The organism is Ruegeria sp. YTSA168 (assembly GCF_059610045.1).
On the sequence record NZ_JBXWMW010000005.1, the window covers coordinates 194,474 to 211,275 of the forward strand.

General features: G+C 54.9%; 25 protein-coding genes. 1 reads left to right on the top strand and 24 read right to left on the bottom strand.

Features of this window, described 5'->3' with window-relative positions:
• Positions 1 to 4 precede the first annotated feature (4 nt).
• From rpsH to rplB, 16 genes are all read right to left on the bottom strand, one after another.
• Entirely contained in the window at positions 5 to 397 is a 393-nt protein-coding gene (rpsH, locus tag AC2FFE_RS12335) for a 30S ribosomal protein S8 (protein ID WP_039523381.1), read from the bottom strand.
• Between the two features lie 13 nt (positions 398 to 410).
• Positions 411 to 716 carry a 30S ribosomal protein S14 gene (gene rpsN, locus AC2FFE_RS12340; RefSeq protein WP_010437098.1) on the bottom strand — a complete coding sequence of 102 codons (306 nt, stop codon included), beginning with the start codon at positions 714 to 716 and terminating at the stop codon, positions 411 to 413.
• Between the two features lie 19 nt (positions 717 to 735).
• Positions 736 to 1,296 (bottom strand): 50S ribosomal protein L5, encoded by a 561-nt coding sequence (rplE, locus tag AC2FFE_RS12345; protein ID WP_480501807.1) that lies wholly within the window; start codon positions 1,294 to 1,296, stop codon positions 736 to 738.
• The gene (rplX, locus tag AC2FFE_RS12350; RefSeq protein ID WP_496846766.1) at positions 1,289 to 1,600 is read right to left on the bottom strand and encodes a 50S ribosomal protein L24; all 312 of its coding nucleotides are present in this window, start codon (positions 1,598 to 1,600) and stop codon (positions 1,289 to 1,291) included. The genes rplE and rplX overlap by 8 nt, the downstream gene beginning before the upstream one ends.
• A gap of 2 nt (positions 1,601 to 1,602) precedes the next feature.
• Positions 1,603 to 1,971 carry a 50S ribosomal protein L14 gene (gene rplN / locus AC2FFE_RS12355; RefSeq protein WP_008757934.1) on the bottom strand — a complete coding sequence of 123 codons (369 nt, stop codon included), beginning with the start codon at positions 1,969 to 1,971 and terminating at the stop codon, positions 1,603 to 1,605.
• A 75-nt stretch (positions 1,972 to 2,046) separates the two neighbouring features.
• Positions 2,047 to 2,277 (bottom strand): 30S ribosomal protein S17, encoded by a 231-nt coding sequence (gene rpsQ, locus AC2FFE_RS12360; RefSeq protein WP_058272371.1) that lies wholly within the window; start codon positions 2,275 to 2,277, stop codon positions 2,047 to 2,049.
• A 4-nt stretch (positions 2,278 to 2,281) separates the two neighbouring features.
• The gene (gene rpmC, locus AC2FFE_RS12365; RefSeq protein ID WP_037311745.1) at positions 2,282 to 2,488 is read right to left on the bottom strand and encodes a 50S ribosomal protein L29; all 207 of its coding nucleotides are present in this window, start codon (positions 2,486 to 2,488) and stop codon (positions 2,282 to 2,284) included.
• Positions 2,489 to 3,171: 683 nt separating this feature from the next.
• Positions 3,172 to 3,378, bottom strand: a complete 207-nt coding sequence (locus AC2FFE_RS12370) for a cold-shock protein (RefSeq protein WP_480474053.1) — start codon at positions 3,376 to 3,378, stop codon at positions 3,172 to 3,174.
• A gap of 205 nt (positions 3,379 to 3,583) precedes the next feature.
• Positions 3,584 to 4,204 (bottom strand): 2OG-Fe(II) oxygenase family protein, encoded by a 621-nt coding sequence (locus AC2FFE_RS12375; RefSeq protein WP_496820249.1) that lies wholly within the window; start codon positions 4,202 to 4,204, stop codon positions 3,584 to 3,586.
• Between the two features lie 121 nt (positions 4,205 to 4,325).
• Complete coding sequence (locus tag AC2FFE_RS12380) at positions 4,326 to 5,693, bottom strand: ArsB/NhaD family transporter (RefSeq protein WP_496820248.1); 1,368 nt, start codon at positions 5,691 to 5,693, stop codon at positions 4,326 to 4,328.
• 26 nt (positions 5,694 to 5,719) lie between these two features.
• Complete coding sequence (locus tag AC2FFE_RS12385; RefSeq protein ID WP_496820247.1) at positions 5,720 to 6,208, bottom strand: CBS domain-containing protein; 489 nt, start codon at positions 6,206 to 6,208, stop codon at positions 5,720 to 5,722.
• A 268-nt stretch (positions 6,209 to 6,476) separates the two neighbouring features.
• Positions 6,477 to 6,890 (bottom strand): 50S ribosomal protein L16, encoded by a 414-nt coding sequence (rplP, locus tag AC2FFE_RS12390; RefSeq protein WP_058283513.1) that lies wholly within the window; start codon positions 6,888 to 6,890, stop codon positions 6,477 to 6,479.
• A gap of 12 nt (positions 6,891 to 6,902) precedes the next feature.
• On the bottom strand, positions 6,903 to 7,613 hold the full coding sequence (gene rpsC / locus AC2FFE_RS12395) for a 30S ribosomal protein S3 (protein ID WP_008758042.1): 711 nt from the start codon (positions 7,611 to 7,613) through the stop codon (positions 6,903 to 6,905).
• Positions 7,613 to 7,993 (bottom strand): 50S ribosomal protein L22, encoded by a 381-nt coding sequence (rplV, locus tag AC2FFE_RS12400; protein WP_039538267.1) that lies wholly within the window; start codon positions 7,991 to 7,993, stop codon positions 7,613 to 7,615. Before rplV ends, rpsC begins: the two co-directional genes overlap by 1 nt.
• A gap of 3 nt (positions 7,994 to 7,996) precedes the next feature.
• Positions 7,997 to 8,275: a 30S ribosomal protein S19 gene (gene rpsS / locus AC2FFE_RS12405; RefSeq protein WP_005980699.1), complete on the bottom strand. Its 279-nt coding sequence runs from the start codon at positions 8,273 to 8,275 to the stop codon at positions 7,997 to 7,999.
• Between the two features lie 3 nt (positions 8,276 to 8,278).
• Positions 8,279 to 9,121 (bottom strand): 50S ribosomal protein L2, encoded by an 843-nt coding sequence (gene rplB, locus AC2FFE_RS12410; protein WP_008757664.1) that lies wholly within the window; start codon positions 9,119 to 9,121, stop codon positions 8,279 to 8,281.
• 266 nt (positions 9,122 to 9,387) lie between these two features.
• On the opposite strand from rplB, the gene AC2FFE_RS12415 reads away from it, so the two are divergent.
• On the top strand, positions 9,388 to 10,899 hold the full coding sequence (locus AC2FFE_RS12415; protein WP_496846767.1) for a DUF8370 family protein: 1,512 nt from the start codon (positions 9,388 to 9,390) through the stop codon (positions 10,897 to 10,899).
• Between the two features lie 148 nt (positions 10,900 to 11,047).
• Here the strand turns inward: AC2FFE_RS12415 and AC2FFE_RS12420 are convergent, their stop codons facing one another.
• From AC2FFE_RS12420 to AC2FFE_RS12455, 8 genes are all read right to left on the bottom strand, one after another.
• Positions 11,048 to 11,224, bottom strand: a complete 177-nt coding sequence (locus AC2FFE_RS12420) for a hypothetical protein (RefSeq protein WP_496820244.1) — start codon at positions 11,222 to 11,224, stop codon at positions 11,048 to 11,050.
• Positions 11,225 to 11,333: 109 nt separating this feature from the next.
• A complete protein-coding gene (locus AC2FFE_RS12425; RefSeq protein WP_496846768.1) occupies positions 11,334 to 12,368 on the bottom strand; it encodes a fatty acid desaturase in 1,035 nt (344 codons plus the stop codon).
• A 168-nt stretch (positions 12,369 to 12,536) separates the two neighbouring features.
• Positions 12,537 to 12,833 carry a 50S ribosomal protein L23 gene (locus AC2FFE_RS12430; protein WP_008757532.1) on the bottom strand — a complete coding sequence of 99 codons (297 nt, stop codon included), beginning with the start codon at positions 12,831 to 12,833 and terminating at the stop codon, positions 12,537 to 12,539.
• Entirely contained in the window at positions 12,830 to 13,447 is a 618-nt protein-coding gene (rplD, locus tag AC2FFE_RS12435) for a 50S ribosomal protein L4 (RefSeq protein ID WP_008756644.1), read from the bottom strand. The genes AC2FFE_RS12430 and rplD overlap by 4 nt, the downstream gene beginning before the upstream one ends.
• Positions 13,444 to 14,169: a 50S ribosomal protein L3 gene (rplC, locus tag AC2FFE_RS12440; protein ID WP_496846769.1), complete on the bottom strand. Its 726-nt coding sequence runs from the start codon at positions 14,167 to 14,169 to the stop codon at positions 13,444 to 13,446. Before rplC ends, rplD begins: the two co-directional genes overlap by 4 nt.
• A gap of 15 nt (positions 14,170 to 14,184) precedes the next feature.
• A complete protein-coding gene (rpsJ, locus tag AC2FFE_RS12445; protein WP_008756422.1) occupies positions 14,185 to 14,499 on the bottom strand; it encodes a 30S ribosomal protein S10 in 315 nt (104 codons plus the stop codon).
• A 176-nt stretch (positions 14,500 to 14,675) separates the two neighbouring features.
• Positions 14,676 to 16,403 carry an amidohydrolase gene (locus tag AC2FFE_RS12450; protein WP_496820242.1) on the bottom strand — a complete coding sequence of 576 codons (1,728 nt, stop codon included), beginning with the start codon at positions 16,401 to 16,403 and terminating at the stop codon, positions 14,676 to 14,678.
• A gap of 240 nt (positions 16,404 to 16,643) precedes the next feature.
• The coding region (locus AC2FFE_RS12455) for an EF-Tu C-terminal domain-related protein (protein ID WP_496846774.1) at positions 16,644 to 16,802 on the bottom strand (159 nt) is incomplete at its 5' end.

The window sequence follows — 16,802 nt, forward strand, 5'->3', positions numbered from 1 at the left end:
CTCCTTAGAAGACGGTGCAGAGCACTTCGCCGCCAACATTGTTGGAGCGTGCGTTCTGGTCCGACATCACACCTTTCGGAGTGCTGACAATCGACACACCCAGACCCTGACGGACCTGCGGGATGTCATTGACACCCATGTATACGCGACGACCGGGTTTCGAGACCCGCTTCAACTCGCGAATAACAGGGGTGCCTTCGTAGTATTTCAGGCTGATTTCGATGGCCGGATGACCGTTTTCACCGGTCGTCTTTTCATAGCCACGGATGTAGCCTTCGTCCGCCAGTACGTCCAGAACCCAACCGCGCAGCTTGGAAGCCGGGGTGGAAACGGTGGACTTACCGCGCATTTGCGCGTTGCGGATACGGGTGAGCATATCGCCGATAGGATCATTCATATCTATGTCTCCCTTACCAGCTCGATTTCACCATGCCGGGGATCTGACCAGCAGAACCCAGCTCGCGCAGCGCGATACGGCTGACCTTCAGCTTACGGTAGTAAGCGTGAGGACGACCGGTCAGCTGACAGCGGTTATGAAGACGGGTAGCCGAGCTATTGCGCGGCAGTTTCGCCAGTTTCAGACGCGCTTTGAAACGCTCTTCCATTGGCTTGCTCTCGTCATTCGCGATTTCTTTCAGCTCGGCACGCTTTGCGGCATATTTGGCCACCAGGCGTTCGCGCTTTTTCTCGCGTTCGATCATTGCTTTTTTAGCCATGTCTCAATCCTCCCGGCGCTTATGCGTTGAACGGCATGTTGAACGCTTTCAACAATGCCTTAGCTTCAGCGTCGGTTTTCGCTGTGGTGGCAATTACGATATCCAGGCCCCAGACCTCGTCGACCTTGTCGAAGTCGATTTCCGGGAACACGATGTGCTCTTTCATACCCATGGCAAAGTTGCCCTGACCATCGAAAGACGGTTTCACACCGCGGAAGTCACGAATACGCGGCATCGCGATGGTGATCAGACGATCCAGGAATTCGTACATCCGGTCACCGCGCAGGGTTACTTTCGCACCCAGCGGCATGTCTTCACGGACGCGGAAACCCGCGATCGACTTCTTCGCCTTGGTTGCAACGGCCTGCTGGCCAGCAATCGCAGTCAGATCCTCGACGGCAGCTTTCGCTTTCTTCGAGTCTTTGACCGCCTCAGCACCACAACCGATGTTCAGAACGATTTTTTCCAGCTTGGGCAGCTGCATGTCGTTCTTGTAGCCGAACTCTTCTTTCAGAGCGGCACGGATGGTTTCGGCGTACTGAGCCTTCAGACGCGGGGTGTAGGTTGCGTTATCAAGCATCGATCACGTCCCCTGTGGTCTTGGCGAAGCGGACCTTCTTGTCGCCTTCCATGCGGAAGCCAACACGAGTTGCTTTGCCGTTTTTGTCCAGCAGTGCCAGGTTCGACAGCTCGATCGGGTTTGCCTGAGGCAGGCGACCACCTTGCGACGCTTGCGACTGACGGGTGTGGCGGATGGCAATGTTGATGCCGTCGACAACAGCTTTGCCGGCTTTCGGGTCAACCGAGGAAATGGTTCCCTCTTTGCCCTTGTCCTTGCCGGCCAGCACGACGACCTTGTCGCCTTTGCGGAGTTTAGCAGCCATGATTACAGCACCTCCGGAGCCAGCGAGATGATTTTCATGAAGTTCTTGCCGCGCAGTTCGCGAACAACGGGGCCAAAGATACGGGTACCAACGGGCTCGTTGTTGTTGTTCAGGATGACAGCGGCGTTGCGATCAAAACGGATCGCGGTGCCGTCTTCGCGACGGACTTCCTTGGCGGTGCGTACGACGACGGCCTTACGGACGTCACCTTTCTTTACGCGGCCGCGCGGGATGGCTTCCTTCACCGAGACGACAATGATGTCGCCGACGGAGGCGTATTTACGCTTGGAACCACCCAGGACCTTGATGCACTGAACTCGGCGTGCGCCGGAGTTGTCAGCGACATCCAGATTGGTCTGCATCTGGATCATGTGGTTTCTCCCGACCTGTGGGGGCTGGTCTGGTTAGATCCCCCAGGGTTTCGACAAATGAAAAATCCTGAAAGCTTACGCTTCCAGAACTTCCCAACGTTTCGTCTTCGATTTCGGCGCGCATTCGATGATGCGAACAGAGTCACCGACCTTGAAGGCGTTCTTTTCATCGTGAGCCCGGTATTTCTTGGACTTACGGATGGTTTTCTTCAGTACCGGATGCGTAAAGCGACGCTCGACGGACACGGTTACGGTTTGTGCATTGGCATCGCTGGTTACGGTGCCGGACAGGATACGCTTGGGCATAGGATTACTCCTCCGATGCCGCAGCAGCGGCCTTTTCGTTCAGAATGGTTTTGACGCGGGCAGCGTTGCGGCGGGCCGCTTTGATGCCAGCGGTGCTTTCCAGCTGACCGGTTGCCTGTTGAAAGCGCAGGTTAAAGCTTTCTTTCTTCAGGTTGGCCAGTTCCTCGCGGAGCTGGTCCGGGGTCTTGTCACGCAGTTCTTGGGCGTTCATCGCCTTTTTCCTTTGCTCAAAACACCAGAAGGCCCCTTACAGGGTCACCTTTGACCTGGTGGATGAATGATAGACATACGAATCGCCCGACTACGCCGGGTGATCGCAAGATGCCGCTCTATAGGGGGTTAGGGGGTGGGTGGCAAGAGGAAGTTTAACGCACCACTCAGCATATATTTTAGGCATGCCTTCCGCCGAGTGAAAATCAGGTCTTCGACTATGGGTTGATACTTGTAGACCTTATTCTGTCAATGGCACAACCGCTTGCAGTAGATTCCAGCTTGAAGGTTATTATTATGAGTTTGTCGTCGATACTTGAGGTTTTGGGACTCCCAACAACACTCGAGATCCTTGTGGCCATAAATCTGGTCAGTATCGTGTACTTGATCTGGTACTTTTGGCATTTGTTCATTTCGAATAAAGGTGATCTCGGCGCTTTGGGGCTTACGATCGCCGCAATGGCTTTTCTCCATGTAGTTGGCGTAGGAGCGGACTATTACGAAGATTGGCAAGATGAGAAACGTCGAAGCTCGGTTACGCAAGACAACGAAGTGCAATCGCAATAGTGTAAGGTGCAAAACCATCCCGCGGTATTTCGATAGCTCACCCGCCTTGCGCCACAACGCAAAAACGCGGCCCCGTTCGCACAGGACCGCGTCTTCAATTGTCAAAGTCCGGGGGACTTACGCCAGAGCGATGTTCACAGCCGACTCGCGACCGTCACGGCCGGGCTCGATGTCGAATGTTACTTTCTGGTTGTCGGCCAAGCCGGTCAGACCCGAGCGCTCGACAGCAGAGATGTGTACAAACACGTCTTTGCCACCGGTCTCCGGTGCGATGAAGCCAAAACCTTTAGTTGTGTTGAACCATTTTACGGTGCCATTGGCCATATCCGTAGTCTCCTAGTAAACTGCTGTCCGCGGGATTGCGACAGCGCGGCGTTGTCGGTCTGGATCGAGAGACTGAACGCCGAATAATCGGGAGACAGTGGTCGAAATAGAAAAACGAAAGCGTGCATCACATCGTTGATATGGCGGCACATTGCAAGAACTATTCGCATTTAGTCTTGAAACGTGATCGTGACAGGCGGCCGCGCTAGTCCCACTTATAGTTAAAGCTCACACTGATCCGTTCATCCTCGGCCATGTTCATCGGCACCTCGTGGCGCAACCAGCTTTCCCACAACAGGACATCGCCCACCTGCGGCTTCATGTAGATGAAGGGCTGCAAATCGCGCCGCCCGCCCTTCAGCCGCGTCGGCGCCGCCATCATGCGACCCGAGCGAGGGTCTTCCAGCTTCAACGCGCTGGCTCCTTCCGGCATCGCCACATAGGTCGTACCAGAGATTACGCTATGCGGGTGGATGTGGCTGGAATGCATGCCGCCTTCGGGCAGGATATTGATCCACAGGTCCTCCAGCTTCAGCTCGCCGTCGCCCAGATCAAACTCCAGATCCTTGGCAAAGGCCGCCACGTGCTGATCCAGCGCCTTTACCAGATCAGCAAAGATCGGGAACCGCCACGGCAGATCGGTCAGCGAGGCATAGCTGGTGTAGCCGGGATAGCCGTTTTCCTCACACCACTCCTGCCCGGCCTCGTCATCCTCGGCGATGACAATGCAAGAGCTTTCCAACTCACCCGCGTCGATCTTGGGATCGAACTCGGACAAAGCGGCGCGATAGAGGCGGGTAACAAAGAGTGATTCAATCTGTGCCATGTCCCGGCTATAGCCCAGCCGGGACGTAAGCGCGAGACCAGCCGCCTTAGAAAAGCGGCTGGCCGGGTGCGACTAATCGTTTAACGGTCGATGCACGCAATCGGCCGAAACGCACAACGCTTTAATAGAAGTAGCGCAGCCAGATATATACGTTGGCGATCATGAGGGTCAGGATCATGATCGGGAAGGCCAGGATCGCGAACTTGACGAAGCCGATGGGTTGCTTAGCCTTTTCGGCAAAGGCTGCCACGGTCAGGTTGGCGCTGGCCCCAAGCAGGGTTCCGTTGCCGCCCAGACAGGCGCCCAATGCCAGCGACCACCAAAGTGGCTCAATCGCATCAGGGCCGCCGAACGTATCCGCTGTGGATTCGATCAACGGGATCATCGTCGCAACAAAGGGAATGTTGTCCAGAATGGCAGACAGGATGCCCGAGGCCCAGAAAATGAAGAACGCGGTCCACATCATATCCCCTTCGGTCAGTTCCAGAACTTTCTGGCCGAAGAAGTCGAGCAGACCGACATGTTCGACACCAGCAACGATCACGAATAGCCCACCGAAGAAGAAGATGGTGACCCATTCAACTTCACCAAAAATGTGATGAACGGATTCAGACTGTTCTTCACCGCTCTGATGTCCGTAAGCCAACAGCATCAGAAGCGCGGCACCCGCCAAAGCCGAGGTGCCCGGCTGAATCCCGTATCCATGACCCAGCGTGAACCCCATCAGAACCAGCGCCAGAACCGACAGGGATTTGATCATGAGACGGATATCGGTGATCGCCTCATCTTCATTGAAGCGCATGATCTTTTCGCTGGCCGACTGTGGAATGCGTGCAAGCGTGCGACGGTTCATAAGATAGATTATGCCGGTCAGCACCACCAGACAGATCGCCGAAATCGGTGCCAGATTGACCACGAACTCGTTGAAGCTGAGGTTTGCCGCAGAGCCAATGATAATGTTGGGCGGGTCCCCGATCAGGGTCGCGGTTCCCCCGACATTCGAGGCCAGAATTTCAGCAAAGAAAAAGGGAAACACCGGCGTATCCAGCGCGTCGGTGATCAGCAAGGTAATCGGAGCGATCAACAACACGGTGGTCACATTGTCCAAAAGGGCCGAAAACACAGCTGTAATCAGCGTTAGCATGATCAGGATGCCCATCGGTTTGGCCTTGACCACTTTCGCCGCTTTGATCGCAACGTATTGGAACAGCCCGCATTTGCTGGTGATCCCGACAATCACCATCATGCCGATAAGCAGTGCCAGCGTATTGGCATCCACACCCGCCACGGCCTGTGCCTGATTTAGAACACCAAACAACACCATCAGGGACGCACCCAACATGGCAAGGATCGCGCGGTTCACTTTTTCGGTGATCAGGACAGCATATACTGCAATCAGGATGCCGGTAGCGACCCAAAGGGGATCGATCCCCAACAGTTGAGGAACAGAGAACGCGTGTTCTCCATGCGAAACGGAATGATCGGTCAAGGTTCTGATCCGGTTTTTGGGGGAGGTTAGCTCAGCGCGTAGTCAATCAGCGAGTTCGGGCTGACGGTACCAATAAATCGGTTGGTCTCAGGCTCGACAAGGAAGACGTGGCGCTTGAATTTGTGGATCAGGAAGACGCCTTCCATCACCGGCGTATCGGGGGCGAGAACGGGGATATTGGCCGGATTGGATGTATGATCGACAACCCGCTCCTCGTGCAGTCGTTTGATCTGCTCGCTAAAATCTTCCTTCGTCAGGCTCATGAAGCTGAGGTGACCAATCGGCACGCGCGACGTCTCATCGCTTACGCCGATACGCGCGGCCTGAGGCAGGATCATTTTGATCAATGTAGGCGCGGTGAAAACGCCTTTGAAACTACCTTCACCATCCACCACCGGCAAAAACCGGGCGCGGCTGTCGCGAATGATCTCGAACGCTTTGGCTACGGTATCTTCTGGAAGAATTGTTTGCTGGTCTTCGGGGGGGACCATCACGTCCCGGCAAGTAAGGCCCATACCTGTCCTCGGTCTTTCAGCGCAATTTCGAAGCCAAGGCACATTGCGTGCACAAGACGTATCGGAGAATGACCAACCCATGTTTGGATTGGCGTTTTCCAGCGCTTCTTTTCACCAGATGAGAAAATATGCCACCCCTGAGTCACGTGTTTTTTGCAATGCCGCTATTGAATTTTGGAATTAGGGCCCTAATGGCGAAGTACAGATCAAAAAAAGCCCCCGCCGATTTCTCGACGGGGGCAATGTTGTTCGGGTTTCCCCGGACTGTTTACCAGTCTTCGCGAACCACGACGCGAGTCTTGATCGGCAGCTTCATCGCAGCCAGGCGCAGGGCCTCGCGGGCGATGTCGTCATTGACGCCGTCGATCTCGAACATCACGCGGCCAGGCTTGACTTTGCAGGCCCAGCGGTCGACCGAACCTTTACCTTTACCCATACGAACTTCGATCGGCTTGGCCGTAACCGGAGTGTCGGGGAAGATGCGGATCCAGACACGACCCTGACGCTTCATGTGACGCGTCATGGCACGACGTGCAGCTTCGATCTGGCGTGCAGTTACACGCTCAGGCTCAAGAGCTTTCAGGCCGTAGGTGCCAAAGTTCAGATCAGAGCCGCCTTTGGCGAGACCTTTGATCCGGCCTTTGTGCATCTTGCGGAATTTAGTACGCTTTGGTTGAAGCATATCTTTCCCTCCTTAGCGACGACCGCCACCAGCACCACGAGGTGCAGGGCCGTCCTGGAGTTCCTGTGCTTTACGGTCACGTGCCTGCGGATCGTGTTCCATGATCTCACCTTTGAAGATCCAGACCTTGATCCCGATGATCCCGTAAGGAGTCATCGCTTCGGCATGTGCGTAATCGATGTCGGCACGCAGGGTGTGCAGAGGCACGCGGCCTTCGCGGTACCACTCGGTCCGTGCGATTTCAGCGCCGCCCAGACGACCAGCGACGTTCACCCGGATACCCAGGGCGCCCATGCGCATGGCGTTCTGAACCGAGCGCTTCATTGCGCGACGGAACGAAACACGACGTTCCAGCTGCTGAGCGATGGACTCGGCAACCAGCTGCGCGTCAAGCTCGGGCTTGCGCACTTCGACGATGTTCAGGTGCAGTTCGCTGTCGGTCATACGAGCAAGCTTTTTGCGCAGAACTTCGATGTCTGCACCTTTCTTGCCGATGATGACACCGGGACGTGCAGTGTGGATCGTAACGCGGCACTTCTTGTGCGGACGTTCGATGATCACACGGGCAACACCGGCCTGCTTGCACTCTTTGTTGATGAATTCACGGATCTTGAGGTCTTCCAGCAGAAGATCACCGTAGTCCTTGGTGTCGGCGTACCAGCGGCTGTCCCAGGTGCGGTTGACCTGCAGGCGCATGCCGATCGGATTTACTTTATGACCCATTAGGCTTGCTCCTCAACTTGACGCACCTTGATGGTGATCTCCGAGAACGGCTTCATGATCTTGCCGAAACGGCCACGGGCACGCGGGCGACCACGCTTCATGACCAGGTTTTTGCCAACCCATGCTTCGGCGACGATCAGCTCGTCAACATCCAGATTGTGGTTGTTCTCGGCATTCGCGATTGCGGATTGCAGGCACTTCTTGACGTCCTGCGCAACACGCTTGTTCGAGAAAGTCAGATCGGTCAGAGCCTTCTCAACTTTCTTGCCGCGGATCATTTGCGCAACCAGGTTCAGTTTCTGCGGGCTGGTGCGAAGCATGCGCGTTTTCGCCATTGCTTCGTTTTCAGCCACGCGGCGGGGGTTCTTTTCCTTGCCCATGACTTACTTCCGCTTCGCTTTTTTGTCAGCGGCGTGACCGTAATAGGTTCGAGTTGGCGAGTATTCACCGAACTTCTGACCAATCATGTCTTCCGAGACGTTGACGGGGATATGCTTCTGGCCGTTGTACACACCAAAGGTCAGACCCACGAACTGGGGCAGAATGGTGGAACGACGCGACCAGATTTTGATGACTTCGTTGCGGCCCGACTCGCGCGCTGCTTCGGCTTTTTTCAGCACGTAAGCATCGACGAAAGGACCCTTCCAAACAGAGCGAGACATGGATTAACGTCCCTTCTTCTTGGCGTGCCGCGAGCGGATGATCAGCTTCTGGGACGCTTTGTTCTTGTTGCGGGTACGCTTACCCTTGGTGTCCTTACCCCACGGTGTAACCGGTGTACGGCCACCCGAGGTACGACCTTCACCACCACCGTGCGGGTGATCGATCGGGTTCATTGCAACACCACGAACCGACGGACGAACGCCCTTGTGGCGCATACGACCGGCTTTACCGAGGTTCTGGTTGCTGTTGTCGGGGTTGGACACGGCACCAACGGTGGCCATGCATTCCTGACGGACCATGCGAAGCTCGCCCGAGCTCAGACGGATCTGTGCGTAGCCGCCATCGCGACCAACGAACTGAGCGTAGGTACCGGCCGCACGTGCGATCTGACCGCCTTTGCCAGGCTTCATCTCGATGTTGTGGACGATGGTACCAATGGGCATGCCCGAGAACGGCATTGCGTTGCCCGGCTTGATGTCAGCCTTGGCGGATGCCACGACTTTGTCACCAACAGCCAGACGCTGCGGAGCCAGGATATATGCCTGCTCGCCGTCTTCGTATTTTACCAGTGCGATGAATGCGGTCCGGTTCGGGTCATATTCGATCCGTTCGACGGTTGCCGCGACATCAAATTTATTCCGTTTGAAGTCAACGATCCGGTAGAGACGCTTTGCGCCACCGCCGCGGCGGCGTGAAGTGATCCGTCCGGTGTTGTTCCGGCCGCCCGATTTGGTCAAACCCTCTGTGAGAGACTTGACCGGACGTCCTTTCCAAAGCTCCGAACGGTCGATCAGCACCAGCCCGCGCTGGCCCGGCGTCGTCGGCTTGTACGACTTGAGTGCCATGCTTTCTGTCTTCCGTTTAGCAAGTGCGGGGATTTCCCCGCTATGTGATAGGCCCCCGTAGGTGCCAAGGGTATAGGGCCCCGAAGGTCCCCGGTTACAAATATCAGAGGCCCCGGAACGAATCCGAGGCCGCAAGATTGGGTGCGTTTAGCAGTGTTGGGGGTGGGTGTCTATAGGGGAAGTGCGCATTTCGGCAAAGCCTGAAGCAATGCTTAACAGACGCCTGCCGCAAACTGTACCCTAGGCTTATCAGCGGTGCTCGTTAGTTGACTGAATATGTAGTTAAAATACACATTGCAATCAAAGCACGAAGATGTAGCGTTCATTTCAATCATTTGAAAGGAACTTTTGTGCCAAAATTCTCCAAGTATTTCAAACTCAATGCACCGCAGTCGCAACTGGACTTCGTCGACATAAACACTGATTTCGACACCCCTGTATACGTAGACCCTTACGCAATAGAAATTCGAAACGACGCTTGGTCCGCAGAAGCATCGAACCTCATTAGAGTGTTTTTTCTAGAAGTCTTGGACGCGTTGCGCACTGGCGACGAACTCAGAGCGCAAAACTTAATGTCTCATCTAAATGAACCTGATGAAACCTATCTTGGTGTTTCATCAGACAAGCCGAAAGGCAAAGGAGTCGGGCACAAGCAATCCCGCCAACTCATCGCGGCGATCAAAAACAGCGCAGCTTTTCAATCAGGCTTGTTGTCCGATCTTTCCGAAATGGCATTGTTTGTAGAAAATGTAGATCGCGACAAAATTTCGGATTTGACCACCAATGTCATCAGAGAGCGCTTGGTGCAATACACACAGGAGCAGTGTTCTTTGTATGGCATATCAACGTCGCAGTACAACGGCCCGCCGCTTTGGGACGCCAATTTACGAAACTGGAGAAGTGACTTTGTCGACCTTCCCTTCATCGACGAAGAGCCAGTGCTTCTCATACCAAAGTACATAGTTAGAAGGCGGCTGTCGTTAGACAGCCAAGAATTTTACAATAAACAGATTACGGATTTCTTAGTAGCTGAGCATATCCAAGCCAACAGTAGCCTAGTAACGCTACTTAAAGGCAAGCCAAAGGTATACAAAAAGGATGTGCGGGAAAAACACCGGAAATCCAAAAAACTAATTACTGATATTGTGGCTGAAAATCCCGATTTATTGGAACTCTATAAGCGACTAGCAAGCAGCGAAGATCGAATACTGGTAAACACAAGCGAAGATGATCAATCTGTATCGCAATCCTGCTTAGACTTAATCTCGGAACTTGAGAGATTACCTGCGGGTGCAAAAGATGCGGATGCCTATCATATTTGGGCTATGCATGCTTTGACCGTTTGTTTCTACCCAGACCTCATTCAGCCGCACAAAGAGTGGGAAATTAACCAAGGCCGAAAGCGCATCGACATAGTCTTTACGAACGCTGCGAACCATGGGTTTTTTGCTCAACGCAGGGATGCGAACAACACAGCCGCGACGATGGTTATCGTTGAATGCAAGAACTATTCGAAGGACATCGCAAATCCGGAAATAGACCAGCTATTAGGCCGCTTTGACAACAACAGAGGCCGTTTCGGCATTATTGCTTGTCGCGATGTTGAAGATAGAGGCCGTTTACTCGAACGACAACGTGATCTTGCCAAGGGCGGGTTGGCGTACATCCTCGTTCTGACAGATGATGATTTCAAAGAACTGTTAGAAGCGAAGTCCAAATTGGAACAGCATAAGCTAAGCGACATTCTGCATCGAAATTTCCGAGCGTTGATCTCATAACAGAATGAAAACCCCTGCTTTCGCGGGGGCCTTTCTCTCTCTAAAAGCGTCCGATCAGAGACCGGTAGAAACGCCAATGGCGTACCTCTCTTCCAGGGTCACCTATGCTTTTGGACGTCTTTCCGCCTGCCCAACGGGCCTCGCACGATCACTTCTTGTCGCGCGCGGCCTTCTCTTCCTTTGTCAGCTTGGCGTTCCAGACATTCTTGCTCAGACCCAGCTCTGCGGGCGCAGGTTTGGTCTTGCCGACGCTGATTTTGCCGCCTTTATCCAGGAACTCCTGAATAAGCGCCTCATCTGTCGTTTCTTTGGGGACATGTTTCATGGATGCGACCCTATCCGCATCACGTGCTCGGGGCAACGGCTGCGACGTAGACAAGTGTGATGCATTCGGAAACCTTCCTGCTGGTGTTCAAAGCCTCTGGCCGACCCTCTTAGCCATAGAGCGCACGGGCCTCGGCGAAGGACAGAAGACGACGGCTTTTCTCATCCCACAGATGCAGGCGCGCGTTTGCCAGGCTCTCGCGGATGGTCATCTGGTTGCTGTTGGCCAGCTCCTCATGATCGCGCAGCACTTCGGTCAGGCGATAGAAAGGAATACGGCTGTAGAGGTGATGCACGTGATGGATGCCGATATTGGCGCTGAACCACTGCAACACGGACGGCATGACATAGTGCGAACTACCATGCAGGGCGGCTTCGTGCAGTTGCCAGTCCTCATCGGTGTCCCAATGCGTATCCTCGAACTGATGCTGTATGTAGAACAACCATACTCCGGCCGTTGCCGCGATCAGGGTCGAGGGCAGAAAGATCAGCAGAACCGGCATCAGACCGCCAAAGTAATACACCGTCAACAGGGCGGCCAGAATGGCCACATTCGTGCCCATCGCGCTGACCCAGAATGTGAAACTGCCCGTCAGGCCAAGCGGAAGACGGTTCTGGAACAGAAACAGATAGCCGGGGCCAAGGACGAACAGGGTGATGGGGTGGCGATAAACACGATACCAGAACCGGTTCAGGGGTGTTTTCGACTGATACTCGGCCACGGTCAAAGTATGAACATCGCCCATGCCGCGTTTGTCCAGATTGCCCGAACTGTTGTGATGGATGGAATGTGATCGGCGCCAGACATCATAAGGCGTCAGTGTAAGCACACCGATCACCCGCCCGACCCAGTCACTGACCAGCCGGTTCCTGAAAAACGCGCCATGCCCGCAATCATGCTGAATGGCAAACAAGCGCAGCAGGAAGGCGGCGTTGAGTACGGCAATCACAAATGCCAACCCATAGCTGACCGAAAGCGCCATCCAGGACAGCGCCCAAAGCGCAAAGAACGGAATTATGCTGACGCCCAGCTCAAAGGAACTGCGCCACTGATTGGGTTCGCGATACTTGGCAAGTGTAGACACCCAATCTCGCGCCGCGGTCACATCCGGGTTTTTCCGGGTCGAGTGAGAGGGGTGTGTCATGTGCCTGCCAAGTCTCATGTCTGTTGGGAACCGGATAGACTACCGACCCCACATAGCAAGCGATTTGTGCAAAACACGATTGTTTTACGCTCAATTTTCTGTGTCGCTGCCATAGAAAAACCCCCGCTTTCGCGGGGGTCTTAACGGTTTACCCAAAAACGGGTCCGATCAGAGACCGGTGGACACGTCGATGGTGTTGCCCTCTTCCAGGGTCACATATGCTTTTTTGACGTCTTTCCGACGGCCCAGTTGGCCGCGGAAGCGCTTGACCTTGCCTTTGGTCACGGTGGTGTTCACCGCTTTGACCTTCACACCAAACAGTGCCTCAACGGCCTCTTTGATCTGCGGCTTGTTGCTGTCGATCGCCACTTCAAAGACAACCGCGCCGTTCTCAGAGGCCATGGTCGACTTTTCAGTGATGATCGGCTTGCGGATCACGTCGTAGTGTTCTGCCTTCGCGCTCATTTCAGACGAGCCTCCAGTGCTTCGACAGCCGCTTTGGTGAGCACCAGGGTGTCACGCTTGAGGATGTCATAGACGTTTGCGCCCATCGACGGCAGGATATCCAGACCTTCGATGTTTTTGGACGCTTTCAGGAACCCTTCGTTCACGGTCGCGCCGTCGATGACCAGAGCGCGTTTCCAGCCCAGGTTTGCAACCTGTTTGGCCAGAGCGGCGGTCTTGCCTTCGGCTTCGGCGTTCTCGATCACAACCAGTTCACCTGCCTTGGCTTTTGCCGACAGAGCGTGGCGCAGGCCAAGCTTGCGGAACTTCTTGGGCAGGTCGTGGCCGTGCGAACGCACGACGGGGCCTTTGTAGATACCACCACCACGGAAGATCGGCGCGTTACGGTCACCATGGCGTGCGCCACCGGTGCCCTTCTGGCGATAGATCTTCTTGGTCGAGTAGCTGGTTTCCGAGCGGGTCTTGACCTTGTGGGTGCCGGCCTGCGCGTTGTTGCGCTGCCAACGGACCACACGGTGCAGGATGTCCGCGCGCGGCTCGAGACCGAACAGATCGGCGTTCAGCTCGATGTCGCCGGCTTTGCCGCCGTCCAGTTTGATTACATCAAGTTTCATGCTTCACCACCTTCCGCGGGAGCTTCTTCCGCAGGTGCTTCGGTTGCAGCCGATTTCACAGCAGCCGGGAAAGGCAGGCCTTCCGGTGCTTTCTTCTTCACGGCGTCCTTGACGGTGACCCAGCCCGATTTCGGTCCGGGTACGGCGCCTTTGATGAAGACCAGGTTCCGGTCGGCGTCGGTTTTGACGACTTCCAGGTTCTGGGTGGTAACACGGGCAGCACCCATGTGACCGGCCATCTTCTTGCCTTTGAACACCTTGCCCGGGTCCTGACACTGACCGGTCGAACCGTGCGAACGGTGGCTGATCGAAACACCGTGCGAGGCGCGCAGACCACCGAAGTTCCAGCGCTTCATCGCACCGGCAAAGCCTTTACCGATCGATGTGCCCGAAACGTCAACTTTCTGACCTTCCAGGAAGTGTTCTGCCGAAATCTCGGCGCCCACATCAATCAGGCCATCTTCGGAGACGCGGAACTCGGCCAGCTTACGCTTGGGCTCAACCTTTGCAGCGGCATAGTGACCGCGCATGGCTTTCGAGGTGCGTTTCGCCTTGGCGGCACCGGCGCCCAGCTGAACGGCGGTGTAGCCGTCTTTTTCAGCGGTGCGCTGTGCAACGACCTGCAGGTTGTCCAGGTGAAGAACGGTCACAGGGATCTGCTTGCCGTCTTCCATGAACAGGCGGGTCATGCCAACTTTTTTTGCGATAATACCAGAGCGCATTCTCATACCCTCCGATTACGACTGCAACTTGATCTCGACGTCCACACCAGCAGCGAGGTCGAGCTTCATCAGCGCGTCAACGGTCTGGGGGGTCGGATCAACGATGTCGAGAAGGCGCTTGTGCGTGCGGATCTCGAACTGGTCGCGGGATTTCTTGTCAACGTGAGGGCCACGGAGAACCGTGAACTTCTCGATCTTGTTCGGCAGCGGGATCGGGCCGCGCACGTTCGCGCCGGTCCGCTTGGCAGTGTTGACGATCTCTTGCGTGCTGGCATCCAGAACGCGATAGTCAAATGCCTTCAGCCGAATACGGATGTTTTGGCTTTGCATATTAACAGCCTTTTATTCAGGCGTTGGGGTTGAGAGGAGGACAGACGCGCATCGCCAACCCTCATCGAACCCAAAAGGCGGGAATCACCCCGCCTTGATGTTCTTGTCGAGAACTCGCGCGACCTACAGGGACCTGAGCATTTTGGCAAGAGGTAAACGCCACAAAGAACACCGTTTTATTCGCCACCAGACACGCCATTGGTTAGCCATGCGTCCTCTACCTTCATCCCTTGGTAAACCGCATGCAGATACAGATGGGCAATCACAGGATCATTTGAGAACGGCGAGTAGTCCAATTTGCCCTCTCGGACACCCACTTCGGCTTCATAAACAATCTCGTCGCCTTTCACGGTTACAAGCACTTCAAGCTCCGCCAGTGTTTCTGGGTCAACGGCTGTGGGGTCGTCCGACAGGATCACAAAATCCGCCACTTTGCCAACCTCAATAGACCCCTTCTCATCTTCCTCGAAATGCTGCCAAGCGGGCCAAATTGTCATGGCTTTCAAGGCAGTCATAACATCGACCCTCTGATGCGGCCCCAAAATATCTCCAGAGCGTGTGCGTCGAGTTACCGTCGCTGCAAGAACACGCATGCTATCTGGAAAGGCCACCGGGGCATCATGGTGTGTACCAAACATCATGTCCCGCTCGTGCAGCCATCCTGTGGGTGAGATATTGTCTGCATTGACCGGCCCAACGGTGTGATCACGATGCCAATCCCCCCAGTAAAACGTGTGCATCGGGAATAGCGATGGGAATACGCCGAGGCGTTTAAAACTCGCAACCTGATCCTCTCTCAGAAACTGACCGTGGATCAGAACCGGACGATTTCCCGGGTCGCCATACTTCATCTGTGCTTCTTCGAGAGCTGCTATCAGCATGTCAGAAGCCCCTTCCCCGTTAGAATGCACAAGGATTTGGAACCCATTTTCGTAACACCAATTAACGGCGTCCTGTAGCTGCTCCATCGTAATAGCGGCATACCCTGCATAACCGGCAGAGTAGTTTCCGACCGGATCATAATAGGGCCGATCCCTCAAAGCCGTGAAACCCTGAGGCGAGCCGTCAATCGTTAGTTTACAGCCCCCGACCCGAACCCGGTTGTCGTAGTTCTTGGAGGTGTTTGCACCAATAAATTCCCTAGCCTCAAGAACATCCGGGAAAGCTACCACGTCAATTGGGAGCCCATCTTCGGCGGCAACTTTCTTGAGAACGTCAACAATTTCTCCTGAGGTTCGGCCTTCTTGTCCGGTGGTGTATCCAAACATTGCCCAAAGCTCAGTTCCAGCTTTGGCAAATGCCGCCAGGCCTTCTTCACCCAGATTTCCCAACATGGGCACAAGGACCGAAAAGAATGCATACTCTTCCAGAACACCGTTTGGCTCACCGGCGTCATCGCGTTGAATCACTCCGCCCGGAGGGGCTTTTGAAGCGGCTGTGATGCCTGCTAACTCCAGAGCTTTCGAGTTTGCTACTCCCAAATGCCCGGACTGATGAACGATAATGACCGGCAAGTCCTCAGACACAATGTCCAGTTCTTGTCGCGTAGGGTGGCGCAGTTCCTTTAATTGAGCATTGTCGTAACCAAAGCCAATGATCATTTTGACCTGTTCAACGGCTTGCGCATTTTCGTCGGCCCAGTCAGACAACGTGGCTTGCAGACTGGCGATATCAACGACTTTCCCATCAGGCGGCGCAAGAAGGTTGGCGGACAATGCCTGCAACCCCCCCATGACCACATGACCGTGGCTATCTACAAAACCCGGAAGCATCGCGCGGCCTTCCAGGTCAAACGTTTCGGTTTTTTCACCGCGATGCATCGACAAATCAGACAACGACCCCACGGCAAGAACGCGTCCGTCTTTGACTGCGACCGCTTCAGCCGACGGAGCCTTGTCGTTCATCGTTAACACGGGCCCTCCAAGATAAATCCTGTCCGCGATCTGCTGTGCCGACGCTGATGTGGATAAAAAAACAAGTGCAGCGACTAGACCAACTGAACGCGCGAATAAGTGCATGTTGTGACCTCTTTCTAGTTGTGATGCCTCAATATGAGATAAGTAGCATTACAATCAGCTTAGGCAAAAACGAAAAAAGGGCGTCCCGAGGGACGCCCTTTCCGTCTGATCATTCGCTTACGCGCCTTACTCAGTGATTTTCGACACAACGCCGGCGCCGACGGTGCGGCCGCCTTCGCGGATGGCGAAGCGCAGGCCCTGCTCCATCGCGATCGGCGCGATCAGCTCAACGCCGAACGACACGTTGTCGCCAGGCATGACCATCTCGGTGCCTTCCGCCAGGGT